We start from the raw sequence: 24,630 nt of genomic DNA, 5'->3' as shown, positions 1-24,630 counted from the left end.
TTGCTTGCAGCAAAGGGTGGTTCAAGACCGAAAGATCTTTTACCATTAAGCGCTTAAATTTTGGTGGATACGGCGCTAGCACGTCTTAATCCACCCTACTGAAAAAGTTTCTTAAGCTCACAGGGAATCACTAAAGTTTGGTATTTCTTTAAGCACTGGGAGCAGGGTTTGAGAACACCCAGAGGTGTAGCTTTAAAATAACAGATAAAAGCCCTCTGGTCTCGACCGGTGATCGGCGATGTTAAGACAAAAATATCCTAGGAAATCGATTTGGAATTAGCGTTCTATCTGCTAACAGTAGTGCTTATAGGTACCACAAGCTACTGGATATTAGGCAATGCTTACAGCATGATGCGTAAGCCTGCGGTGTACTTTCCCTCGTCCCTGGCGCTAGTTAGTATTATCGGTGTGTTTATAGCAGGCATTGGTGGCATTCTTTTAGCTGTATTGATTTTTAACCTGGAGTTTCGCAAACGACAGGATTACAACAAAACCCATCGCGTTATCGCGGGTACTTTCGTTCTCGGTGTTTGCCCTCTTAAGCGCCTACACACTCGCTTGGCTGATTCTGGATTAACTTGCATAAAGGGGTCAGATACAAGTCCTCCCAGCCATTACTAGGGGCCAGGTCTTGAATATTGATATTACTGCAGTATTACTAGGGGCCAGGTCTTGAATATTGATATTACTGCAGTAGTATAGGGATCATATAGCTAGACTACTCAGACTAGAATTTGTATCATGCCCCGGTTCACAATGCCCGCTCTCATTAATATTTCATTACTAAGTTAGAGAAAGATGGCCCCATATAGGATCGAATAGAAGCAATCGACCAAAAGCAATAAAGGGAGAAGTATTTAGTGCTCATAATTGCGGAAGCGTACAAGACACGTCCCATTCGCTTTCTCGGGCTATGGGAAATCAGCGGCTGGAAATTGAAAGCCTATGGCATTTCCTATGCCAATCAGATCCCAGGGCAACAGTTGATAGACGCGGCACATCGGGTTACAGGAGAGCGGCTGTCCGCAAGCGCGGCGAAAACCCATCATTATGGCGTTGGCTTTGTCGGTATCCATGAAGGAAAGACCGGTAATTTTGTCTTTGTGGATTGGTGGGCGGATGAAAATGAGTTACACCACCATGTGTATCTGTCTCCCTCCGAACAACCCGCCGCTCTGGAATATATGACTCCTACAGGGTTGACTGCCTGTGCCTGGGATCTATTCTTGATCAGTCACGAACGGGACGCCTGGGTAAATCATGTCCTTAAGCAGGCTGCGGCACCCGATCTTGAGGGTTAGCTAAAAGCAAGGTTAAACAAGGATGTTTAATCGCACCAATAAATCTGCACCCTCTGGGTTTCGAATCACTTAATATAAATTATAGGACAGAATTGAACAACGCGAGGGAAACGGAATGACTGAGGGCTGCTCCCCATGAAAGTCTTGGTCACCGGCGCAGATGGCTTTATTGGCCAACATTTAGTAACTGGGCTTCTTGCCCAGGGACATCAAGTCGTAGGGGCTGTGCGTCGCCCTGATCGCTTTGCCCGCCTATTCCCCGGAGTTGAATGCATACCTGTTGATTTTACTCAGGATCAGCGCCCGGAGGATTGGCGGCCGCGATTAACAGGTATCCAAGGGGTGATCAATGCGGTCGGTATTTTCACCGAGCAGGGCACTCAAACCTTCGAGGCAATCCATACCGCAGCACCACGGGCCTTGTTCACCGCCTGCGCCCAAATGGACGTCCAGCGGGTGATCCAAATTTCCGCTCTCGGGGCTGATTCCCAAGCCCGCAGCGGCTTTCATCTCAGCAAACGGGCAGCCGACAATTATCTCGCCTCCCTTGACCTTGAGTGGGTAGTTGTCCTGCCTTCTTTGGTCTTCGGCCCTGGGGGCCAAAGCGCTTCCCTCTTCACCATGCTGGCGGCCATGCCCCTCTTGGTTGTTCCTGGTAAAGGCCATCAACAGGTACAGCCAGTCTCTTTGGACGATCTAGTGGCAGCCGTCATCGCCCTGCTTGAACCCGATGCCCCCACCCGCTGCCGAATCCCTCTGGTGGGTCCTCAGCCCGTTTCCCTTCGCGAGTTCCTCACGAACCTGCGTCGTGCCCTGGGATTGCCCCCCACGGTGGTATTGCCGGTGCCTAGGGGGCTGGTGCATGCTGCCGCGCCGGTGGCTGAGCGACTGAACCTGCCGCTACTATCGCGGGAAGCACTGGAGATGCTCGAACGGGGCAATACGGCCCCTCCGGAAGCCATCAAAGAGCTGCTAGGACGATCGCCCCGTGGGATTGGCGAGTTCATCCCGCCTTTGTGGCAAGCCGCTGCCCGCCGTTCGGCACGCCTCGCCTGGCTGCGGCCACTGCTGCGGCTCGCCCTGGCCTTCGTATGGCTGATTGCCGGCGTGGTCTCGCTAGGCGTTTATCCCGTGGAGCAAAGCTATGCCCTGCTGGCGGCCACCGGCATTACCGGCGTGCTGGCACCCATTGCCCTCTATGGTGCCTCACTGCTTGACATTATCCTGGGAGTGGCCACCCTCACTCTGAGCCGAGCCCGTTGGCTTTGGCGAGTACAGATCGGCGTGATTCTGGTCTACAGCACCATTATCACTTGGTATCTCCCCGAATTCTGGGCGCACCCTTTTGGCCCCCTCGCCAAAAACGTCCCCATCCTGGCCCTGCTTGTCGCCTTACTGGTCACCGAGGAGTGAGATGGAATACTTGATTGTCAAGTGGCTGCATATCCTATCCTCTACCCTGCTCTTTGGAACCGGCTTGGGAAGCGCTTACTACATGTATTTCGCCAATCGTTGTGGAGACCCGCGGGTAATTGCCGTGGTCACCCGGCATGTGGTTTGGGCGGACTGGTTGTTCACTACGCCCACCGTCATTTTTCAACCCCTCTCAGGCCTTTATCTGGCCTATCTGGCGGGTTTTCCTCTACTTTCAGGCTGGATTATCTGGAGTTTCGCTCTCTATTTCCTCGCCGGCGCCTGCTGGCTCCCTGTCGTTTGGCTCCAGCTTCGTATGCGGGACATGGCTGAGGCTGCCCACCGCCACGGTCAGACGCTGCCCCCCTTGTACTGGCGTTATGGGCGCATCTGGCTCGGCCTGGGTATCCCTGCTTTCATTGCCATGGTCATCGTGTTTTATCTGATGGTCGTCAAACCTCTCTGAGCAGGGTGTGACTACCGCTCCTATTTTCCCAAGCAGCATTTTTTATATTTTTTACCGCTGCCACAGGGACAAGGATCATTACGGCCAACCTTGGGGGTAGTGCGCATGTAAATCGTAGAAGAGGTACGGGATTCTGATAGGGGCACATTCCAATCCTCATTTTCTTCCAGTGCTTCCTCTTCCCAGCGCTCCTGTCGCTTGCGAATCTCTTCGGCATCATAGAAGGATAAAGGATTGTTAAATTGTTCCCATTCAGGTTGATCCCCTTCAGCCAATGCCTCTTTAATGTCATTTAAATTAAATTCTGGGAAATCTGGATCTACCACTTGGGTACGGATCAATTCCTCCAGCAAATCCTGGTGTCGGGCGCGGGGAAAACTCAACAATAAGCTAGCTGCGCTGGCACGGAAAATATTGTCATCACTCCGATCGGCGGCGAGGGCCGCGACCCTGTCAAGGTTTTGTTCTAAAGCTTTCGTGCCCTGTTCCTGAGCTGCAGCAGTAATACAATACAGGGCATGGATACGGGTAAACCAGGTTTTAGTTCGGTCTTGCATCAGGTGTTCTAATTCAGGCAAAACCGCAGCGAACTTGCCACGGAATAGAGCCGGCCAGTAGCCGCTAAACCATTCCCAGGCGGGATCATTTTCATTCTCGCCCATCCGCGACAAAGCTTCTAGCAAGGGTTTTGCTGCTCTAGGAGTCTCCATCGCCCCGAGAATAAACACACAATGGAGTAAGCCCCACCATTGACCGCTACTGGCCGTATTAGACCAATTGGCTTCATCGGCAAGGTAGTTTTCCAACAGCGGTAGCATCGCTTCACCACGGGCCACATTCTCATCAACCACTTCTCGCGGAACCCGGTCCTCCAGAGCCGTCAAAAGACCCAATAGCTCTTGGTTGCTCATCGCTTGGAGTCTCTCCGGCGAATAGTTAGGAAGCCGTATTTCCCTTTCCATGTTGTCCTCTAAAAAATTCTCCAACTCATTTTCCCCAATATCCCCTAAATAGGGTCCAACCTAGCCTACTCGGGGGACTTATCACAGAAAAATTGCGAAAAAACTTTAGACCACCCTGAACCCAAGACAGTTTCCTGCCAGAATAAAGTGGTTCATACTTCAGGTTATGTTTATTGAGCTTCGCCATCTCCGAACCCTACTCAGCCTGCAAGAGACCGGTAGCGTCAGCCAAGCTGCCGAGCGCTTGCATTTAACCCAATCAGCGGTCTCTCATCAACTGAAGGCCCTGGAAGCGTATTTTGAGTGCCCGTTGTTCATCAGAAAAAGCCATCCGCTGCGACTGACCTCCGCCGGTCAACGCCTGCTAGAGTTGGCGGCGGTAATCCTACCTCAGGTGGAGGCGGCAGAGAGAGATCTAGCCTGCATGGCGGAGGGGCGCGCGGGACGGCTGCACATTGCCGTGGAATGCCATAGCTGCTTCCAGTGGCTGCTGCCCTCCATGGATGCCTTTCGCAATCGTTGGCCGGAGGTAGAAATGGATCTCTCTCTGGGCTTTAATTTTGAGCCACTGCCCGCCCTGCAGCGGGGCGATATTGACCTGGTCGTCACCTCCGATCCCCTTCATCTGCCCGATATTAGTTATGATCCCCTGTTCCGGTTCCAAAGCATGCTCGTTATTGCTCCTCACCACCGCCTGGCCAATAAAGCTTGGGTGGAGCCGGCTGATCTTAGGGGGGAAATCCTGATTACCTACCCGGTAGAGCGGAACCGGCTGAGCCTTTATACCGATTTTCTAGACCCGTCAGGCGTTGAGCCGGCAGGCCAACGGACCGCAGAGTTGACCCTCATGATCCTGCAGTTGGTGGCCAGCAATCGAGGGGTGGCGGCCCTTCCCAACTGGGCCATAGTGGAGGAAGTCAAGCAAGGATACGTCAAGGCCCTCCCCCTCGGCCAAGCAGGATTGTGGGCGACCCTGTTTGCTGCCGTGCGAGCGGAAGAAAAAGATCGGTTTTTCATGCAAGATTTTATCAAATTGGCGCGGGAGACCTGCTTCCAGAACTTGTCTGGAATCTTGCCCGCCTCAGCGGACCAGCCTTCTAATCATGCAATATTCTAATAATGGACGGGAGCTATGACCCCTGATCTGGAACCACTCAGTGAAATTATCATAAACACGGCCCGGGAACAGTTGCTGCCCCGGTTTGCTGCCATTGGCAGTCAAAGGAAAGCAGACGGGAGTCTACTCACCGAAGCCGATTTAGCCATGCAAAATCAAATAGGTCGCGCCCTAACCGCACGCTGGCCAAAGTTTGAATTTCTCAGCGAGGAAATGGAGGAGAAAGAACAAAACCGTTTGTTGGCAAACACGGATCAGGGCTTGTGGTGCCTCGACCCCCTCGATGGCACCCGCAATTTTGCCGCCGGTATCCCTTGTTTCAGCGTCTCCCTTGCGCTGATCTTAAAACAGGAAGTGGTATTAGGTCTGGTCTATGATCCCCTCCGTGATGAGTGTTTCAGCGCCCAAAAAGGTCAAGGGGCATGGCTTAATGGCAACCCTGTGGGAGAGCGTTACCCTAGCGCTCCCTTGGGAGGAGGAATCGGGCTGGTTGATTTCAAGCGCCTCCCCCCTGAGTTGGCAACCCGTTTAGCCACAGAACCTCCCTATAGTTCCCAACGAAGCTTGGGTTCAGTGGCCCTTGACTGGTGCTGGATTGCTGCTGGTCGTGGTCACGTCTACCTCCATGGGAGACAAAAACTCTGGGATTATGCCGCCGGCAGCTTGATACTCAGCGAAGCGGGCGGCCATGCCTTGAGTTTAGCCGGGGAACCTGTCTTCCGGGCCACACTGGAACCACGTTCGGTGGCTGCCGCCTTAGAAGAAAGCCTATTTAATGAATGGATTACTTGGTTAGGAATTGTTCGTCAAGCAAGGGGAACCCAATAACGCCCACTTCCTCCCGATGGAAAATAGCATCAAGCGAGGATACTCCTGAAGGCTCCTGGGAAATCGGCATTTTTGCCCTAGATGAGGTATCACCGTGGCAGATCAAAATAACGAGAACGACAGCCAACTCTTCGCTGAACTGGAAGAGGCCCTCAATGTTGAAGATTTAAACCGCGCAGCGGCACAACTACAGGCCAGTCATCCTCCCGCTATCGCCAATACCCTGGAAGCCTTTCCTTGGGAAAGGCGTCTCCAAATTTGGCAACTGCTGGCTCCCCAAACCAAGGGGGCAGTACTGATCGAATTATATGAAGAAGTCCAGGATGGCCTCATTGCGGAATCGGTTCCTGACGATCTAGTTAAAGCAGTCTCTGGACTTGATATAGACGATTTGGCCGACCTCTATAAGCGTCTACCAAAAGAAGTCCGCACGGCTGTTCTGCAAACCATGGATGAGCAGCGGCGGCAACGCTTTGAGGCCGTGAGCCGCTATCCCAATAATACGGCCGGCGGTCTGATGGATGTGGATGCGATAGCCGTCCGGGGCGACGCCACTCTGGACGCGGTGCTGCGTTATTTGCGCAGGACCCGCCGCCAGCAGGGAGAACTTCCCGAGCATATGGATGCGGTGATCGTGGTTGACCGGGCCTCCCAATACATGGGCATCCTTTCCCTTAGCGATCTGGTCTCTCTGGCAGAAAACCGTATCGTCTCCGAAGTCATGAACACCGAGATTAAGCCTATTCCCGCCATGACGTCCGCCAAAAAAGTGGCGCGGTTATTCGAAGACTATGATCTTCTCTCCGCCCCCGTGGTGGATGAAGATGGCAAATTGATCGGCCGAATTACCGTGGATGATGTGGTCGATGTGATCCGCGAAGAAGCCGACCATACGCTCATGAGCACAGCGGGGCTGGAAGAAGAAAGCGATATGTTCGCCCCCATCATACCCAGCGCCAAACGGCGAGCCATCTGGCTTGGCGTCAATTTGGTCAATGCTTTTATCGCCGCCTGGGTCATCGGACAGTTTGAAAATTCCATCGAGCAACTGGTGGCGCTGGCGGTACTCATGCCTATCGTGGCCAGCATGGGCGGTATTGCCGGCACCCAAACATTGACCTTGGTCACTCGAGGTATTGCCTTGGATCAAGTGGGACCGAGTAACATAGGAAGGGTACTGAGAAAGGAATTGGGCGTGATTTCGGTCAATGCCTTATTGTTCGCCCTAACGGTAGCCGCTATGGGTATAATTTGGTATCAGAACATTAACCTTGGCCTAGTGTTTGCCTCCGCTCTGACCATTAATCTACTCAATGGGGCCATGGCTGGAACCATCATCCCCTTTGCTCTACACAAATTAGGGATTGATCCCGCATTGGCGGGTGGGGTAGTGCTCATGGCTACCACTGATGTGCTTGGGTTTTTCACTTTTCTTGGTCTAGCCACTTTTTTTCTCCTGTAACCTGTGGGCATTTTCAGGTGGCCACTGCTCTCCCACGGGTTTGGAGACTATCAAGGTGGTCTCGCGGGCATGAGTACCCTGGGAATCAGCGGTTGCATCAGGGGAGGTCATTGGGTCTATCTCGGACTGATGTTCTTTCCACCACTGGGCAGCATCCTCATCACTCCAACTTCCAGCAGCCTTACACTGTCGCAGTGCAAGCAACAGCTCCTTTGCGTTTTGGGGGCGCTGCTCAGGGTCCTTTTTCAAACACTTCATGATCACCCTTTCCAAGTCCTCGGAAACCGGTTTTCCCAACCGTTCGGAAAGTGAAACTGGCGGTGTGTGAACCTGATGCATACAGATTTCCACCACGCTCTTACCATCAAAAACGGGTTTTCCGGTCAGCAAATAATAGCCCACAGCCCCCACCGCATAGAGATCGCTGCGAACATCAACCCGTTCGGGATGGGCAATACCTTCCGGTGAAACATACAAAGGCGTTCCCGTCAATGTATCAGCGGCGGTCAAGGCTGATTGTTTACCTGCATCAAGGGCTTTAACGAGACCAAAGTCGAGCAACTTGACCACATCGGACATCCCACCGCGCTGGCTCAGGATAATATTCGCCGGTTTGATATCACGATGGATCAAGCCAATACCGTGGGCCTCAATCAGCGATCCGCAGATTTGCTCGAGAATCTTAATGGCACGACCTTCAGGTTGTGGCCCATAACGTTTCACCAGCGTATCTAAGTTAATCCCTTCGAGAAATTCCATCGCATAATAAAAGACCCCTTCGGGGGTACGACCATAATCATAGACGGCAACCGTATTGGGATGATTAAGCCGGCTGGTGAGCTGGACCTCACGTTCAAAACGTGCGATCGTTTCATTGGTGGTTCTCTCAATATCCAGCAGTTTGATAGCGGTAGGGCGACGGAGCATACTGTGATGTCCACGATAAACCACGCCTATCCCTCCCGTGCCCACCTTCTCTTCTAGGGTATATTGGCCCAGTCGTTTTGCCTGTAAAGCGGCCTGCCGAGCCTGCCGCTCCAACCGAGCGACAATCACCGTAAAGATAAAGATAACCACGGCACTGGCACTCAGCAATGCAAATAATCCCCAGAAGGTATAACGGAGGATATACAGCGGATAAAACGCCTCCTCCATGTCCACCTCAGTGGTGACCCCGAAACCGTACTCCGGCAACCAGTTCCAAGCACCAATGACGGGCACGCCTCGATAATCCCGATAGCCTTCTACATCAACACCGCTATTACCCTGGGTGGCATCCGCCGCCATACGGGTTAACTCCCGCTCTGAACGCTTCAGGGGGGGGCGTTTTCCTGCAACCATGTTGACCTGAGGATCGCGAATTTCGATATTTAGAATCGACTGTTCCCCTTCCCGATCAGACAACAAGCCGATAGATTTTAATTCATCCTCAAAGCGGCTTTGGGAAATCAATAAACCGTTTTTATCAAAGGCGTAGGTTTCACCACTTTCACCAGCCCGGGCCACAGAAAGAATTCGGGTAAAAACCATTTCAGGTCGAATACGCAGCCCAATCGCGGCGACGGGGCTCCCGTCTTTCAAAATCGGTGCAGCCACGAACATAGTGGGTAACCCTGCTCGCAGGATCTGATCCTTGTCCTCCAACAAAGCCACACTGCGAAAAGGGAGTATGATCAAAGGCTTGAGCTCACTGCCATTCTTTGGAAAAAGCTTCTCTAAAGCTTCTTCCGGAAGCGGGAGATTGGATCTACCAATGAGGATATCCCGCTGAGCGGCGATGACCTGTCCCCCAGGATCAATCACGACGAAGCCATTGTAGTGCCTAGCCACCAACCAAGGCTGCATCTCCTTGCGAAGCTCGCGCAAGGATCTTGCCCTCAGGAGCATCGTCTCAGGGCTCTTGGGTTTTTTAGCCAGTTCCAACAGTTCCTCCACATGAGCGCGAACTTGTGGAGCCACTGCAACGGTTCCGGCATACATTTCCTCGTCCTCCAGCCAAATCTTTAGGGCGGCAACGTCGGCGTCAAGAATCGTCTTGAGATTGGCTGCCATTGACTTTTTCAGCGCCCCCTCGACATAGCTATGCATAAACCAGCCGATTACGCCCAGTACGATGCCGGCAATAATGGGCCATAACCAAAGTCGCCTGCGCAGGAGGAACGACTGGCTGCCAGATAGTGACGGGCTAAGCGACTGACTGCGGGACGCCGTGATAGAAGAATCCATTTGAGAGCCTATCTGAAAACCTTATACATTTTAGGGTATAGACTCAAGAGAAGATAGATAGTTGTGCCCGTAAAGCACGGCACAGTGGATTTTCATCTATCTGGGGGGATGAAAGGCCGCCTAATAGCCTGAATTCTGGATGCTTATCGAGTTTCTTCAACAAATTGTGCAGTGGCCCTATCAAGCACCGGTTTCCGTCGCCCTTGCACTCTATGAACGTAGAGCGTTTTCGGATCAACCGCCGTTCCCGGAGCAGAGGGCAAAGCCAGTTCATACTTGGGTGGCCGTCCATGATCGGCAAGTAAGCGCTCTAAATTGTAGACCTTATTGAAGCGCCAAAGCATCTTTAAGAAATTGAATTGGCCCCTAAACAGGCGCTGGGCGACTAATGCGGTTAAGTGCCTCGCCGTCCGCCAGGAGACATGCTTCATATTCATGACCTGTTGGGTTTTAAGAAGCTCCGCATAAAATTCCTCCAAGGGAAGCCGGGTTGGAAGTACCGCGTGTTGAATATCAAAGAGACGGTAATCCCGAGTCGTTAGGCGGTGGGATTCGGTGTGCCAGATTTCCGTACCCGGGTAAGGCGTATTGATACTGATGTTCACCACCTCCGGGACCTCAAGACACCACTGACGAACGACTTCAAATCGCTCCCGGTCCCAATCCGGATCCGCGATAATATTAATGGCCACGGTGATTCCTAAGGAACGGGCGCATTCGAGGGCTTCCATATTTTTGTCAAAAGGGACCCGCTTGCGAAATTTACGCAATCCCTCTTCATCGATAGCCTCAAGGCCCAGAAACATATATTCCACCCCCAAGTCCCGCCAAAACTTAAAAACATCCTTGTTGCGCAAGAGCACATCACCCCGGGTTTCAAGATAGAATTTTTTCTTGATGCCTTTACGGGCGATTGCCTCACCGATCTCTAGCCCATGCTTTGATTGGATAAAGGCCACATCATCAACGATGAAAATACCCGGCTCCTTTATCCGTTCCAGTTCTTCGACAGCCACCTCCGGGCTGAGAGTGCGATAGCTTCTGCCATAAAAGGTCCAGGCGCTGCAAAAATTGCAATCCCAAGGACACCCCCGTGAAAATTCAATGGAAGCACAAGGATCAAGCTGGCCAATAAAGTATTTACGGCGGTGCCGTACCAAATCTCGGGCGGGGCGCACCTCATCAAGACTGGGCACCATGACAGGGGCGGGACCTTCCCCCTCCAGAGTCACAGCCCCAGGCACTTCGGTGATGGCCTCCCTGTCCTGTTCGACCACATCCATAAGCTGTGCCGCAGAAGCTTCCCCTTCCCCACGAAGAATACAGTCGATACTCCCTTCCCCGTGCTCCAGAAGTTCCCGGACAGTAAAAGAAGCACTGTGCCCCCCCACAAAAATAAAACATTGGGGCAAGCATCCTTTGGTCTCTTTTGCCAGATCAACAATTTCGGGAACATTCGCTAGAAAATTGCATGAGAAGGCAATGACATGGGGGCGCCAATGTTCAATGAGCTTAAAATAGGCAGCGTGGCTTTCTACTTGCAAATCAATGATTCGGACCTCATGCCCCCCACGCCGAACCGCCTCGGCAACCAACTCAAGCCCCAAAGGCTCCAGCCGTAAAAAAACCTCGGTGTACATGAGGGGGCCTGGATGGACAGCGAGAAAACGCATGGCACCACCTTTTTGCTCACGTCGCAAGCGATAACAAAAAATCTAGTAGAAACGCTTAGCTAATTCCAGGTAATCGTGAGCTAGGGCGGTTCCCATTTAGAGGAAACCCCATTGGTCTTGGGGCTGACGTGACCAGACCGGTGAATGCCCGTCCCAGGAAGGGGCGGGCGGGACTTGGCCGCCAGGCAGGAAAGCCTGGCGTGGCAAGCCGATGTCTTTACCGCCTAGCAAGGCCCACTTCATCAGTCCGTAATTCTTGTGCTGCCGCCACCAGGGTGCAAAGCGCCGCTTCCACCTCTGGCCAATCGCGGGTTTTGAGACCACAATCGGGATTGATCCAAAGCCGCTCAGCGGGAACATATTCAGCCGCCTTTTTAATCAAGCCCACGATTTGGTTGACATTGGGTAGTGCTGGAGAATGAATGTCATAGACCCCAGGCCCCACTTCATTAGGATATTCGAAGGCAGCAAAAGCCTCTAACAGTTCCCCACCGGAGCGGGAAGTTTCAATGGTAATGACATCCGCATCCAAGGCAGCGATAGCATGAATGATATCGTTAAACTCCGAGTAACACATGTGGGTGTGAATCTGAGTTCCGTCCCCCACTCCCGTAGAAGCCACTCGGAAACAACGCACCGCCCAATCCAAATAGTGCTCCCATTCCGTTCGCCGCAATGGCAACCCTTCCCGAAAAGCCGGCTCGTCCACCTGGATAATTTTGATACCCGCCTGTTCCAAATCCTGAACTTCATCGCGGAGAGCCAGGGCCAGTTGGAGGCAGGTATCCGAATAGGGCTGATCATCGCGCACGAAGGACCATTGCAACAAAGTGACCGGCCCTGTCAACATCCCCTTTACCCGCCTAGAAGTCAGTGATTGGGCATAGCGTATCCACGCTACCGTCATGGGCTGCCGGCGAGTCACATCCCCATAGATGATCGGTGGCTTAACGCAACGGGAACCATAGCTTTGGACCCAGCCATTGTGGGTAAAGGCAAAGCCCTCTAGCTGCTCGCCAAAGTACTCCACCATGTCATTGCGCTCAGCTTCCCCATGGACGAGCACATCTAACCCATAGTTTTCCTGAGCCTCGATGGCCCTGGCGATCTCCGCTTCCATCTGCAGCCGGTATTCCTGCTCAGAAATCCGGCCCGCCTTAAAATCCCGTCGTATCTTACGGATGCTCGAAGTCTGGGGAAAAGAGCCAATTGTGGTGGTCGGATAAGGGGGCAGTTTTAACTGTTCTCGCTGGACTTGGGCACGAATGGAATAGTCGTGACGGCGCCGGGCCATCTCCGGATTCACCTTGGCCATGCGGGACCTGACTTCCGGCCGATAAATCCGATCTGACTGGCGGCGGCCAGATTGGGCTGCCGCCGAAACTTCCAAGGCCCCGGCCACCGAATTCCGCCCTTCAACTAACGCCTGTTTGAGGGTTACCACCTCTTCGATTTTTTGCACCGCAAAAGCCAACCATGACTTCAATTCTTCATCCAGTGCTGGCTCCAGAGCCAAATCCATGGGACTATGGAGCAAGGAGCAGGAAGGGGCCACCCAAAGCCGCTCCCCAAGGCGTTCCCGCAGCGGTTCCAGCAGTCCGAGACTGGCCTCCAGATCATTACGCCAAATATTGCGCCCATCAACCACGCCCGCTGAGAGTACTTTATAGGGAGGAAGCTCATCCAAAACTTTGGTCAGTTGCTCGGGACCGCTCGCCAGATCGATATGCAACCCCTCTACAGGCAAGTGGCAAGCAAGGTGAGTATTATCCCCAAGCGCGCCAAAGTAAGTGGTCAGAAGGCATTTTAGACCCCTATTCGCCAGGCCAGAGTAGGCCTTTTCAAAAGCCGCCTTCCAATCCGCGGGCAAATCCAAAACCAGAATGGGCTCGTCGATCTGAACCCATTCGACTCCTTGGGTTTGAAGGCGGTGCAACAACTGGCCGTAAACGGGAAGCAGCGACTCTAACAAAGAAAGCTTATCAAAGGCCTCGCCCTTAACCTTGCCCAACCATAAAAAGCTTAAGGGCCCAAGTAATACCGGTTTAACGGAAAAACCCAGCGCTTGGGCCTCCGCGACTTGGTTAAATAGGGCGTTGCTGGCAAGACGAAAATCCTGCTGCGGTTGAAACTCAGGGACAATGTAATGGTAATTGGTATTAAACCATTTGGTCATTTCACAGGCCGCGCCCCCCTCACCGCCCGACCCCTGCCCTCGGGCCATGGCGAAATAAGTATCCACATCGACTTCATCTTGGGGTTCACCAAATCGCGGCGGCACCACCCCCAGCAGGGTAGACATATCGAGAACATGGTCATACCAAGAAAAATCACCTACCGGGATTAAATCCAGGCCGGCCTCATGCTGCCGTTGCCAGTGGAGTGCGCGTAACTCCTTCGCCGTCTGAGTGAGCTTTTCCTGGTTCCAACGTCCTTTCCAATAGGACTCCAATGCCCACTTCAACTCCCGGTGGCTGCCTATCCGTGGGAATCCCAAATTGTGCGCCAAGATCACGAGGAATACCTCCCTATTTATTTCTTGTGTGTAAAAACAAGAGATAGTGTGGCGCAGGCACTTTATTAATACAATTTAATTATTTTTATATTTTCATGAAAAACATTCATAAAGATAGATTCAACTGACCTGGCGTAATAACAGCAACGCTCGGCCTTTAACGCCTATTTCGCTGCCTGCCGGGTAAAAGTCTGAATCTTCCTCAGGGAGTGGCTCATCCGTGGCCAGGGTTTTTACCCAGCGTTGTCCCCACTTTTCATCCGGAAGCGTAAAAGTCAGTGGCTTGTGATGGGCGTTAAATAATAGATAGAAGCTATCATCAACCAGCGGCTCACCACGACGATCGGTACTCGCAATCGCTGCCCCATTTAAAAACACCCCCAGTGATTTGGCATAACCCACATTCCAATCTTCTTCGGACATCTCCTGCCCTTCCGGAGTGAACCACTTAATATCAAAGATATCGCCACCGTGAATGGGACGGCCCTGAAACCAGTGCCGACGGCGAAAAATAGGATGTTCTTTTCGGAAATGAATCAGGCGTTGGGTGAATTCCAGCAAAGTATTATCTTTATGGTCCCAATCAAACCAGGAGATCTCATTATCCTGGCAATAACCATTGTTATTCCCCCCTTGGGTCCGGCCTAGCTCATCCCCCCCCAGCAACATGGGGACCCCCTGGGATAGAAATAGGGTCGCAAGGAAATTACGTTTCTGGCGAGCCCGGAGGTTATTGATTTTAGGGTCATGGGTAGGCCCCTCGACGCCGCAATTCCAGGAGCGGTTATGACTCTCACCGTCCCGGTTATCTTCCCCGTTGGCCTCATTATGCTTTTCGTTATAAGAAACCAAATCGTGGAGGGTAAAACCATCATGGGCGGTGATGAAGTTGATGCTGGCATGGGGCCGGCGGCCGCTAGCTTCGTAAAGATCGGAACTTCCCGTAAAGCGGTAGGCAAACTCCCCTAAAGTTTGATCCACCCCGCGCCAATAGTCCCGCACAGAATCCCGATATTTCCCATTCCACTCGGCCCAGCCCGGCGGGAAATTACCGACCTGATAGCCCCCCTCGCCGAGATCCCAGGGCTCGGCAATCAACTTGACCTGGGAAATCACCGGATCTTGATGAATAATATCGAAGAAAGCACCGAGACGATCCACCTCATGGAGCTCCCGGGCGAGGGCCGCCGCCAAGTCGAATCGGAACCCATCCACATGCATCTCCAGAACCCAATAACGGAGGCTATCCATAATCAGCTGAAGGGTGCGGGGATGCATCATGTTGAGGGTATTACCGCAGCCCGTGTAGTCCATATAGTAACGGGGGTTGTCGGGCTTTAAGCGATAATAGCTGGCATTATCAATCCCTCGAAAACAAAGGCTAGGTCCCAATTGGTTCCCCTCGGCTGTGTGGTTATAAACCACATCTAGGATCACCTCAATCCCCGCCTGATGTAATGCCTTGACCATGGCCTTAAACTCGGTGACGTGCTGGCCTAGTTCAGAGTTAGCAGCATAGCGGGCATCCGGCGCGAAATAGCCGATAGAATTGTAGCCCCAATAATTGCTCAATCCCCGTTCAACCAAAGGGCGTTCGGAAACGCTCTGGTGAACGGGCATCAGTTCAACTGCGGTCACTCCCAGGGAGTGAAGGTAGTCAATCACCGCCGGGCAGGCCAAGCCGCTATAAGTTCCCCGCAGATGCTCCGGAATTTCTGGATGGCGAGCAGTAAAGCCCTTAATATGGACCTCATAGATTATTGTGTCGTCCCAGGGGGTCCAAAGTTGGCGATCTCCTTCCCAATCAAAACTGGGATCGATAACCACACATTTGGGTAGAATCGAAGCACTGTCCCGCTCGTCTTTGCTGAGATCGGCATCGGGATGCCCGATTTGATAACCATAGAGGGCATCAGTCCACTGCACCGATCCTGCGATGGCCTTGGCATAGGGATCAAGCAAAAGTTTAGCCGGATTAAAACGATGGCCGGCACGGGGTTCATAGGGGCCATGGACGCGGAAACCATAGCACTGCCCTGGCCCTACCCCTGGCAAGTAACCATGCCAGGAAAAGTCAGTCACTTCCGGAAGCTCGATCCGAGTCTCATCTGAGCCATTGAATAGGCAAAGCTCGACTGCCGTCGCATGCTCTGAAAAAAGGGCAAAATTAGTCCCCGCTCCGTCCCACGTTGCACCCAAAGGATAGGGTTCTCCCGGCCATACCTTCATCGGCTTATCGCTTCAATGTTTCTCTCCATCAGTTACTGGAGCTTCAGAATAAAATAATAGCAGCAGTCCAACCAGAACAAATGATACTCGCCAAACCCAACCGGCCCAGTAACCCTCAGCAGACTCCAGGCGAAGCTCCAACCAGCGCCCCACGCCCATGACGACCGCCAGGATACCGAGAGCGGCATGATTGACTTCAATGAGAAATTCGGATTTCAGGGCAAACACCGTATGGGAATGGGTCAATAATAAACCACCGCCCACCATACAGAGCAGGGGAAAAACCAAAACGGCACGGGGATGGGTTAGCTTTCCCGTCCGCACCCGCCATTCAAATAAACCCAAGGCAATGACCAGCACCGTCAACAGGCGATGTTGCAGTACCACCGGCACTTGTAAGGTCTGCCAAAAACTTTCCGCTCCCAGGGGCCAAACGGTAGAAGCGGCAAATAGGAACAGGAAAACAGCCAGCCCTAAAAACAGCAGGGGCCAATGAGGGGCCCAGGTAAAAAACTTACTGCGATCCACAAGCGCTAACAACGCCATAAGCAAGACTACTGCACCAGAGAAATTGTGATTAAACTCACTCTGAGCCCTTTCCACGGCCACGGGCAAAGAATAAATGTCAAAGACAGAGCTGGCAGCCGCCGAATATTCTTCCCGCGATGGAGGCACTAAGCGGGGCATCCTGGGCATAAAACGATCCGCGACTTCGGTAAAACTGGCCTGTTGGTCAGGGGTATCCACCGCCGGTGGCAATGAAGCCAGGGCCGCCGCCGAGAGCAGGATGATGCTCAATACCCAGGCCTCCGCACCCAGGAAAGGCGGTAATTTTTCCAGTACCCCCGTCGCTTGGCGCTGCTTTTGCCAACGCCTAACTTGGGAAAAATTCCTCGCGGCTAAGCCCAGCGCCAAAAGCAGCAGCACCCCTTTAGTGAGCACCATGGTCCCATAGCCGGTGCCTATCAGGCCTTGCCAGCTCCCCACATAGTTGATTGCCAGGTAGACACCGGCAGCGGCCAGGAGAACCACCGCGCCCAACGCCACAGGCGAGAAACGGGCCATCCAGCGGGGCCAAAGATAGGAAGCCTCTAGATTTCCCCATAGCAGCCGCCATAGGGCTAATAGATGCAAGATTCCCCCCACCCAGACGACAGCAGCCCACTGGTGCACCACGGTAATAGTCATCAGGGGCACCCGGTTATCAACCCGGCTTGCCCCATGGACCAGCCAAGCTCCCGCGATCATCACTCCCCCACCCAAAAGCGCCAACCCTATCCAACCGGCTAGAGAAGTAGGCCGCCGCGAGAGCCACAACCAGGACACTGCGGTAAGCCCTAAAACCACAATGATCCGGACTATCCCCGCTTGAGCAAAATCGGTTGCTAAAAACTGCGCTAGCGGCCACTCCCTGAAGTCGTCGGCCAAAGTCCAAAACTGAAACGCAAGCCGGAGGAGCTGAGTGGCGGCCAATACCCCGCCTCCCACTGTGATCAAATGAGCACTTCGCTGCAGCGCTATTCGGCCCATAATGGTGAGAGGCTGCCAAGGCCGTAACACGGCAAGAGCCACCACCCCCCCTCCCACAGCCAATCCTAAGGCGATGAGGTCAAGACCATGCAGTAAAACGTCAAAAAACTCGATTAACAGGGTCATTGTTGCCTGCTACTTACTGGGGCTCGCTGATAACGAAACGAATAACTCCTTCCGTGGTATGCCCGTCAGTGGCTAGGATCTTATAGCGCACTTGATAGGGGCCCGGCGCTAGGGAGGGCAGTGGAATATAGAGGCGGGCTGGATCGGCCTCTGGGGCAAAATTGCTCTCAGGAATGGACAGCCGTCTCGGACGATCCTTGGCCCCCCATAGGCTAGCCTGGGCGAAAGCCTTTTCTATCTTAACGTTAAAGCGAAGCATAATGGCCTCGGGAGCTCGGGCTAGGACCTCTTGATCTGCAGGCGAGGATTTCACAATCACCGCGTGTCCCCAAGCCAGGGTCATCACTGCCCCCAGGACCCATAAAACCCAGAACTTAAAGGCAAGCCCCCAGGTCAATGGGGGCAATCTTCCCCGTTTCCTTAGCTCCACAAAGTGGGACAAGCTCTTTGCCAGCGCAAGTAAGACAATCCTAAGTGCCCATTTCCCCGGCTAGCCATGGACGCCTATTACGGAAGGTGCCATAGCGGCCTTGGATTTAGGCAATTGAGCCCGGTAAGTTTCTATGCTCCGGAGAATTCCCGGCCCATCCAAGTGGCAGTGGGCCAGTAGTTCTTCTCGGGAGCCATGTTCCAAGTAACAATCGGGCAAGCCATGCAAAAGCACAGGCACCGGAATCCCGTGGTTCGCGAGACACTCGTTTACGGCACTACCGGCACCGCCGGCAATAGCGTTATCTTCCACCGTCACCAGCAATTCATGGCTCATGGCCATTTCCAGAATCATGTTTTCATCCAGGGGCTTAACAAAGCGCATATTCACCACGCTGGCATCGAGCTTTTCCGCCGCCTCCAGGGCGGGTGCCACCATGGCACCAAAAGCCAGGATGGCAATACCTTGGCCTTCCCGCTTTAGCTCCGCCTTACCCACCGGGAGTGCTGTCATTTTTGCTTCGACCGCCACCCCAGGACCTTTCCCACGAGGATAGCGGACGGCTGCAGGCTGCTCCAACAGGAACCCGGTATAGAGCATCTGCCGGCATTCGTTTTCATCAGCCGGAGCCATGACAACCATGTTGGGAACACAGCGAAGATAGCTCAGGTCAAAACTGCCCGCGTGGGTCGGCCCGTCTGGTCCCACCACCCCCGCCCGGTCTATTGCAAAGAGTACCGGCAGGTTTTGCAAGGCAACATCATGGATCAGTTGGTCGTAGGCCCGCTGCAGAAAAGTGGAATAAATCGCCACCACCGGTTTGAGCCCATCACAGGCCATCCCGGCAGCCAAAGTGACGCTGTGCTGCTCAGCGATACCTACATCAAAGTAGCGTTCTGGAAAACATTCGGAAAATTTCACCAGACCCGAACCCTCTCGCATGGCAGGCGTAATCCCCACCAAGTGGGCATCCTGGGCAGCCATATCACATAGCCACTGGCTGAAGACTTGGGTGTAACTCACCGCGGGCGAGGGTTTCTTTGGCGCATGCTGAAGCCCGACCTTGGGATCAAAGGGAGTCACCCCATGGTAGGTCACCGGGTTTTCCTCAGCCAGCGTATAACCCTTGCCTTTGCGGGTGACGATGTGCAGCAATCGAGGCCCGCTCAACTTATGTAAATTCCGTAGGGTGCGGACCAGGGAGGCGAGGTCGTGCCCATCCATAGGGCCGAAGTAATTAAATCCCATCTCCTCAAATAAGGTCCCCGGCGCCACCATCCCTTTGACATGTTCTTCCGTGCGGCGCGCTAATTCCCACATGGGAGGCGGCATATGCTCGAGCACTTTTTTGCTGCCTTCCCGCACGGTGGAATAAACCCGGCCGCTCAACAACCGGGTTAAATAGCTGGAGATCGCCCCCACATTAGGGGAGATAGACATCTCGTTGTCATTCAGGATCACGAGCAAATCGGCATCCAAGGCGCCGGCATGGTCCAAAGCCTCATAGGCCATTCCCGCTGTCATCCCGCCATCCCCAATAATCGCGATGCTCTTGCGATTCTCACCTCTTTGCTTAGCGGCGATGGCCATACCGAGGGCAGCGCTGATTGAAGTACTAGAATGGCCCACGCCGAAAATGTCGTAAGGACTTTCATGACGGGCGGGGAAAGGCGCCAAGCCACCTGCTTGACGGATAGTTCCCAACTGCTCCCGTCGTCCCGTGAGCACTTTATGGGGATAGGCCTGGTGCCCCACATCCCAGACCAGACGATCCTCGGGGGTATTGAAAACATAGTGCAGCGCGATTGTCAGTTCTATGGTCCCCAAGCCAGCGGCTAAGTGTCCTCCACTGCGAGCGACGGAATGGAGAAGGAAATCGCGCAATTCCTCAGCCATCGGCTCCAACTCGGACTCAGGCAAACGGCGCAGGCATTCTGGGGAATCAATCCGTTCTAATAAAGGGTAGCTAGTTGCAGAAGTCATGGTCTATCCATGATAAGGCGTTAAGACTCTTAATTATGTAGAGCACCGTACGGAGGCGCAAGGATTTTGTCGTCGGAACCAGAGATGGCTGGGTGGAACCCAAAACAGTGAATCCTCAAATACGCTCCTCTCCTAATAAGGTAAGCCCTAAATAAGCTGAGGGCAAACCTAGAAATACTTTCTAAGTATAAGGTTTCTCTTGATTGTACTTGCAAAGGGCGCTAGCGGCCTGTATTTTTTCCTGATTAAATACATTCTGACAACACTTAAATTTTTGCACATTAAGAGAGCAACAGGATTAAACCGATGAAAGTTACCCTCGCTCAACCCCGCGGTTTTTGTGCCGGGGTAGTCCGTGCTATCGATATAGTCGAGCGCGCGCTAGAAATTTACGGCGCTCCGATTTATGTCCTACACGAGATCGTTCACAATCAACACGTTGTCGAAGACTTACAGCAACGAGGGGTCATCTTTACCGAAGATTTAGTCTCCATACCTCCTGGCTCTGTGACCATTTTCAGCGCCCACGGAGTCGCTACTGCCGTTGTGGAAGCAGCCAAGGAAAATAATTTACAGGTCATTGACGCCACCTGTCCCCTGGTTACCAAGGTTCACCTCCAGGCACAGAAATACCACCGCCACGGGAATGAATTGATCATCATTGGCCATTCGGGCCACCCGGAAGTAGAAGGGACCCGCGGGCGAGTGGAGGGGCCCGTATATGTCCTGGACTCGGTGGAAGAAGCAGAAAAATTGGAGATCAAAGACCCGGAACATGTGGCTTATGTGACCCAAACCACCCTCAGTATCGATGATACTCGCGATGTCGTCGACGCGCTTAAGAAGCGCTTTCCCAAAATCCATGGCCCAGAACTCGATGACATCTGCTACGCTACCCAAAATCGCCAAAACGCGGTCCGTGAGATGAGTAAAGAAATCGACATCTTACTGGTCGTGGGTGCGCGTAATAGTTCAAATTCTAACCGCTTGCGGGAGGTTGGCGAACAAAACGGCGTTATTGCCCATCTTATCCAGGATACGAAAGATCTCGATTCAAGTTGGTTTACCCCCCAGTCGCGAGTGGGAGTTACTGCCGGTGCCTCCACACCGGAGGTGCTTGTGCAAGGGGTATTAAACAAGTTGCGTGACTATGGTGTAGAAGAAGTCCAGGATTTAGACGGGGTTCAAGAATCCGTCAGTTTTCGCCTACCCGCAGTGCTACTGCGCGCTGAGTTGCAACAAAAACAAGCAGCACATTCGAAAAACTAGAGTTATTTCAAAGTTCCAAGGGGGAAAAGCATGGGTATACCTTTAATCCAGCAATATCGTGTTGGCCGCTATGTTTTGGGCAAAAAGTTTCGCGGTGAAAAACGCTATCCCCTGGTGCTCATGCTTGAACCCCTTTTCCGTTGTAATTTGGCCTGTGCCGGCTGTGGCAAGATTGATCACCCGGAGGAGATCCTCAATAAGCGCTTGAGTGTCCAGGAATGCCTCGATGCGGTTGATGAGTGCGGCGCGCCGATTGTTTCCATTCCCGGCGGAGAGCCCCTGCTCCACAAGGAAATGCCAGAGATCGTCGAAGGCATTATCCAACGCAAAAAATTTGTGTATCTTTGCACCAACGCCCTACTGCTTGCCAAGCGTCTCAAAGACTATACACCGTCCCCTTACCTTACTTTTTCCGTCCATTTGGACGGCAACCGGGAACACCATGATGCCTCCGTTTGCCAAGAAGGCGTGTTTGATCGGGCGGTAGCCGCCATCAAACTATGCCGCGAGCGGGGCTTCCGGGTCACGGTAAACTGCACCCTATTCCAGGGCGTCAAGCCGGCAGAAGTCGCTGACTTTTTCGACTACTGCATGGAAATGGGTATAGAAGGCATCACCATCTCCCCAGGCTATAGCTATGAACGCGCCCCACGCCAGGACATTTTCCTCCAGCGAGCCGCCAGTAAACGCCTATTTCGAGATATCTTCCGCCTGGATAAGGGACGTAAATGGCAATTTAACCAATCCAGCCTCTTTCTAGATTTTCTGGCCGGGAATCAAACTTACCAGTGCACCCCCTGGGGTAACCCTACCCGCAACATTTTTGGCTGGCAACGACCTTGCTATTTGTTTTCGGAAGAAGGTTACGCTCCCACCTTCAAATCCCTCATGGAAGAAACCGACTGGAGCAAATACGGTACCGGAAATCACCCCAAATGCGCTAATTGCATGGCTCATTGCGGCTATGAAGCCACGGCCGTCAACGATACCCTGGATCATCCTCTGAAGGCTTTCAAGGTTTTCCTCCAGGGACCGCGCCTTGAAGGCCCCTTGGCCCCCGAGTTGCCCATTAACTATTCAGAAAAGCCAGATACCGTATCCATACCCGTTGATAGCCTGCGCCGTAAAAGTCGGGGAACCTCCTAACGACACCAGGCTTGGGAGCTAAGAAGCCGTGCTCAACGGTTTCTTAGCCAAACAAACAAAAATTATAAAAACTATTTTTAGAGGTTATGAGTATCCAGTGGGTCGCCCTGCCAGGTCTTTTCCTATGGTGGGGAATCTTGCTGTTACCTTGGCGTCCTTGGAGTAGTCGAGAAAACCTTGCAGCCCAAGCCCCTTCGCCAGACTGTGATCTGAGCCAGATCACGGTGCTTATTCCTGCCCGCAACGAAGCCCCTGTCATTGGCAAGACCCTGCGCGCCCTGCAAAACCAAGGCAAGGGACTCCAGGTGATCCTGGTCGATGACCAATCCAATGATGGCACCGCTAAGATTGCCCAGGCGGCCATGCCTAGCGAACAACTCCAGATCATTGCCGGCAAACCCTTGCCTCCCGGTTGGAGTGGCAAACTATGGGCCCTTGAGCAGGGCCGGCACCATATCAAGACCCCCCTCACCTTACTCCTCGACGGGGATATTAGGCTACAACCCGGCATGATCGAAGCGATTAGGAACAAAATGGAAGCAGAAGGACAGCACCTCGTCTCCTTGATGGCTTGGCTGCGCATGGAGACTTTCTGGGAAAAACTGCTGATGCCCGCTTTTGTTTACTTTTTTAAGCTACTCTATCCTTTTCACCTTTCCAATAAGGGTCCTTGCTGGATAGCCGCAGCCGCCGGCGGCTGTATTTTAATCAAAACCCAAGTGCTCGCGAAAATGGGAGGCTTTGGGGTATTACGAGGCGCATTGATCGATGACTGCGCTCTGGCACGGCAAGTTAAGAGCCTTGGCTATCGGACTTGGATTGGGCTGAGCCATGGCGTCCACAGCCTCCGCCCCTACCCCAACCTGACCAGCATATGGGAGATGATCGCTCGCACAGCCTTTACCCAGCTTGGCTACTCCAATGGGTTATTGCTCCTCTGCTCAGCAATTTTCATTGCTGCCTTTTGGCTGCCACTCATCGGCCTAGGGGCAACGGATCCAGGAGTGCGGTGGACTGCGCTGCTGGCCCTTATGGGGATGATCCTCAGCTATCTCCCTATTTTGCGCTATTACGGTTTATCAACCGCTTGGAGTTTGACCCTGCCACTTACCGCGGCTCTATATTTAGCCATGACTTGGAGTTCGGCGGTGCGTTATTGGCGGGGCGAACGTTCCCGCTGGAAAGCCCGCCTCTATAGGGCCTAGAAGAAGATGTCCAGCCTTTTGGACGGGCAGGGCAGTTTGTCTGTCACTGGAGCTATGCTATGGTGCATACCCCCAGAGAGGCAACCCATCAGAACTAGGAAATTAAGGATCCATGAAACGAGTATTAATTGGGGCCATAGTGATGATTCTCGTGGGTATCACCCTGGTCATACCGCCTGCCTTGGCAGAGCAGCCCTCTTCGGCAGTGGAGCGTTTGAATAATACCCTTTTGTCGGTGATGAAAAAAGCCGAGGAACTTGGCTTTGAGGGTCGCTATCAACGACTGTTGCCCGTGATTACCCAAGAATTTGACTTACCTTTTATTGCCCGTTACACCCTTGGTTCTTCCTGGGATGAACTTAGCGACGAGCAACACCATCAGTTCATAGAGACTTTCCGGGAACTTTCTGTGGTCGATTATGCTCGCCATTTTGACGGTTATGGCGGCGAGCATTTCACCATTGAAGGGCAATCCCCTCTTCCCCGCAGCGGCATGAGAGTCCGGAGCAAACTCATCGATCCCGACGGCTCGAGCGTCGTTTTCGATTATCTCCTCCACCAGACTGACAGCCAATGGCGGATCGTCAATGTCATAGCTGACGGGGTGAGCGATCTGGCCGTCAAACGCGCTGAATATCGCCACATTATGAAAACAGAAGGCTTTAGTAGCCTGCTCAATAAACTTAAACAAAAAATCGCACTCTACCGAGGCCCGGCAGATGCGTGATCCTAATGTTACTCAGCTAGCG

Annotated in this window: 19 protein-coding genes; 10 read left to right on the top strand and 9 right to left on the bottom strand. The window is 53.1% G+C overall.

Going from position 1 to position 24,630, the window contains the following annotated elements; all coding sequences use genetic code 11:
• Window positions 1–860: 860 nt before the first annotated feature.
• The 3 genes from NHAL_RS06175 (at window position 861) to NHAL_RS06165 (ending at window position 3,180) form a co-directional block, all read left to right on the top strand.
• Window positions 861–1,301, top strand: a complete 441-nt coding sequence (locus NHAL_RS06175) for a hypothetical protein (RefSeq protein WP_013032307.1) — start codon at window positions 861–863, stop codon at window positions 1,299–1,301.
• Window positions 1,302–1,436: 135 nt separating this feature from the next.
• The gene (locus tag NHAL_RS06170) at window positions 1,437–2,714 is read left to right on the top strand and encodes an NAD(P)H-binding protein (RefSeq protein WP_013032306.1); all 1,278 of its coding nucleotides are present in this window, start codon (window positions 1,437–1,439) and stop codon (window positions 2,712–2,714) included.
• Between the two features lies 1 nt (window position 2,715).
• Window positions 2,716–3,180, top strand: a complete 465-nt coding sequence (locus NHAL_RS06165; protein ID WP_013032305.1) for a DUF2269 family protein — start codon at window positions 2,716–2,718, stop codon at window positions 3,178–3,180.
• 20 nt (window positions 3,181–3,200) lie between these two features.
• Here NHAL_RS06165 and NHAL_RS21800 read toward each other — a convergent pair whose 3' ends face one another.
• Window positions 3,201–4,166: a YecA family protein gene (locus NHAL_RS21800; RefSeq protein ID WP_041354683.1), complete on the bottom strand. Its 966-nt coding sequence runs from the start codon at window positions 4,164–4,166 to the stop codon at window positions 3,201–3,203.
• A gap of 142 nt (window positions 4,167–4,308) precedes the next feature.
• Between NHAL_RS21800 and NHAL_RS06155 the strand changes: the two genes are divergently transcribed.
• The 3 genes from NHAL_RS06155 to mgtE all read left to right on the top strand — a co-directional run bounded on the left by NHAL_RS06155 (window position 4,309) and on the right by mgtE (window position 7,549).
• Complete coding sequence (locus NHAL_RS06155) at window positions 4,309–5,259, top strand: LysR family transcriptional regulator (protein ID WP_013032303.1); 951 nt, start codon at window positions 4,309–4,311, stop codon at window positions 5,257–5,259.
• A gap of 15 nt (window positions 5,260–5,274) precedes the next feature.
• Entirely contained in the window at window positions 5,275–6,087 is an 813-nt protein-coding gene (locus tag NHAL_RS06150; RefSeq protein ID WP_013032302.1) for an inositol monophosphatase family protein, read from the top strand.
• Between the two features lie 94 nt (window positions 6,088–6,181).
• Complete coding sequence (gene mgtE / locus NHAL_RS06145; RefSeq protein WP_013032300.1) at window positions 6,182–7,549, top strand: magnesium transporter; 1,368 nt, start codon at window positions 6,182–6,184, stop codon at window positions 7,547–7,549.
• Here the strand turns inward: mgtE and NHAL_RS06140 are convergent.
• The 8 genes from NHAL_RS06140 to dxs form a co-directional block, all read right to left on the bottom strand.
• Complete coding sequence (locus NHAL_RS06140) at window positions 7,526–9,775, bottom strand: serine/threonine protein kinase (protein ID WP_013032299.1); 2,250 nt, start codon at window positions 9,773–9,775, stop codon at window positions 7,526–7,528. The genes mgtE and NHAL_RS06140 overlap by 24 nt on opposite strands.
• 143 nt (window positions 9,776–9,918) lie before the next feature.
• Window positions 9,919–11,448, bottom strand: a complete 1,530-nt coding sequence (gene hpnR, locus NHAL_RS06135) for a hopanoid C-3 methylase HpnR (RefSeq protein WP_013032298.1) — start codon at window positions 11,446–11,448, stop codon at window positions 9,919–9,921.
• Between the two features lie 96 nt (window positions 11,449–11,544).
• Window positions 11,545–11,691 carry a hypothetical protein gene (locus NHAL_RS20955; RefSeq protein WP_157862490.1) on the bottom strand — a complete coding sequence of 49 codons (147 nt, stop codon included), beginning with the start codon at window positions 11,689–11,691 and terminating at the stop codon, window positions 11,545–11,547.
• Window positions 11,666–13,963, bottom strand: coding sequence for a 5-methyltetrahydropteroyltriglutamate--homocysteine S-methyltransferase (gene metE, locus NHAL_RS06130; protein WP_013032297.1), 2,298 nt, complete (start codon window positions 13,961–13,963; stop codon window positions 11,666–11,668). Before metE ends, NHAL_RS20955 begins: the two co-directional genes overlap by 26 nt.
• 120 nt (window positions 13,964–14,083) lie before the next feature.
• Entirely contained in the window at window positions 14,084–16,192 is a 2,109-nt protein-coding gene (gene glgX, locus NHAL_RS06125; protein WP_013032296.1) for a glycogen debranching protein GlgX, read from the bottom strand.
• 12 nt (window positions 16,193–16,204) lie between these two features.
• A complete protein-coding gene (locus NHAL_RS06120) occupies window positions 16,205–17,848 on the bottom strand; it encodes a copper resistance D family protein (RefSeq protein WP_013032295.1) in 1,644 nt (547 codons plus the stop codon).
• Between the two features lie 13 nt (window positions 17,849–17,861).
• Entirely contained in the window at window positions 17,862–18,254 is a 393-nt protein-coding gene (locus tag NHAL_RS06115; protein WP_013032294.1) for a copper resistance CopC family protein, read from the bottom strand.
• An 84-nt stretch (window positions 18,255–18,338) separates the two neighbouring features.
• On the bottom strand, window positions 18,339–20,261 hold the full coding sequence (gene dxs / locus NHAL_RS06110; RefSeq protein ID WP_013032293.1) for a 1-deoxy-D-xylulose-5-phosphate synthase: 1,923 nt from the start codon (window positions 20,259–20,261) through the stop codon (window positions 18,339–18,341).
• A gap of 306 nt (window positions 20,262–20,567) precedes the next feature.
• Here dxs and ispH point away from each other — a divergent pair, with 306 nt between their 5' ends.
• The 4 genes from ispH to NHAL_RS06090 all read left to right on the top strand — a co-directional run bounded on the left by ispH (window position 20,568) and on the right by NHAL_RS06090 (window position 24,608).
• Window positions 20,568–21,530 (top strand): 4-hydroxy-3-methylbut-2-enyl diphosphate reductase, encoded by a 963-nt coding sequence (ispH, locus tag NHAL_RS06105; RefSeq protein ID WP_013032292.1) that lies wholly within the window; start codon window positions 20,568–20,570, stop codon window positions 21,528–21,530.
• Between the two features lie 30 nt (window positions 21,531–21,560).
• Complete coding sequence (gene hpnH, locus NHAL_RS06100) at window positions 21,561–22,676, top strand: adenosyl-hopene transferase HpnH (protein WP_013032291.1); 1,116 nt, start codon at window positions 21,561–21,563, stop codon at window positions 22,674–22,676.
• Between the two features lie 86 nt (window positions 22,677–22,762).
• The gene (locus NHAL_RS06095) at window positions 22,763–23,881 is read left to right on the top strand and encodes a glycosyltransferase (protein ID WP_013032290.1); all 1,119 of its coding nucleotides are present in this window, start codon (window positions 22,763–22,765) and stop codon (window positions 23,879–23,881) included.
• Window positions 23,882–23,993: 112 nt separating this feature from the next.
• Window positions 23,994–24,608 (top strand): HpnM family protein, encoded by a 615-nt coding sequence (locus NHAL_RS06090; protein WP_013032289.1) that lies wholly within the window; start codon window positions 23,994–23,996, stop codon window positions 24,606–24,608.
• The last annotated feature ends 22 nt before the right edge of the window (window positions 24,609–24,630 follow it).

The organism is Nitrosococcus halophilus Nc 4, assembly GCF_000024725.1.
Lineage (GTDB): Bacteria > Pseudomonadota > Gammaproteobacteria > Nitrosococcales > Nitrosococcaceae > Nitrosococcus > Nitrosococcus halophilus.
Note: the sequence above shows the minus strand (reverse complement) of the source record. Positions and strands in the feature narration are given on the sequence as shown.

Coding starts and splice junctions, on each gene's coding strand:
- dxs (WP_013032293.1), bottom strand. CDS start 20,261: ATGACTTCTGCAACTAGCTACCCTTTATTAGAACGGATTGATTCCCCA.
- NHAL_RS06150 (WP_013032302.1), top strand. CDS start 5,275: ATGACCCCTGATCTGGAACCACTCAGTGAAATTATCATAAACACGGCC.
- NHAL_RS06170 (WP_013032306.1), top strand. CDS start 1,437: ATGAAAGTCTTGGTCACCGGCGCAGATGGCTTTATTGGCCAACATTTA.
- ispH (WP_013032292.1), top strand. CDS start 20,568: ATGAAAGTTACCCTCGCTCAACCCCGCGGTTTTTGTGCCGGGGTAGTC.
- NHAL_RS06155 (WP_013032303.1), top strand. CDS start 4,309: ATGTTTATTGAGCTTCGCCATCTCCGAACCCTACTCAGCCTGCAAGAG.
- NHAL_RS20955 (WP_157862490.1), bottom strand. CDS start 11,691: ATGAAGTGGGCCTTGCTAGGCGGTAAAGACATCGGCTTGCCACGCCAG.
- NHAL_RS06165 (WP_013032305.1), top strand. CDS start 2,716: ATGGAATACTTGATTGTCAAGTGGCTGCATATCCTATCCTCTACCCTG.
- hpnH (WP_013032291.1), top strand. CDS start 21,561: ATGGGTATACCTTTAATCCAGCAATATCGTGTTGGCCGCTATGTTTTG.
- hpnR (WP_013032298.1), bottom strand. CDS start 11,448: ATGCGTTTTCTCGCTGTCCATCCAGGCCCCCTCATGTACACCGAGGTT.
- glgX (WP_013032296.1), bottom strand. CDS start 16,192: ATGAAGGTATGGCCGGGAGAACCCTATCCTTTGGGTGCAACGTGGGAC.
- NHAL_RS06095 (WP_013032290.1), top strand. CDS start 22,763: ATGAGTATCCAGTGGGTCGCCCTGCCAGGTCTTTTCCTATGGTGGGGA.
- NHAL_RS06120 (WP_013032295.1), bottom strand. CDS start 17,848: ATGACCCTGTTAATCGAGTTTTTTGACGTTTTACTGCATGGTCTTGAC.
- NHAL_RS06140 (WP_013032299.1), bottom strand. CDS start 9,775: ATGGATTCTTCTATCACGGCGTCCCGCAGTCAGTCGCTTAGCCCGTCA.
- NHAL_RS06090 (WP_013032289.1), top strand. CDS start 23,994: ATGAAACGAGTATTAATTGGGGCCATAGTGATGATTCTCGTGGGTATC.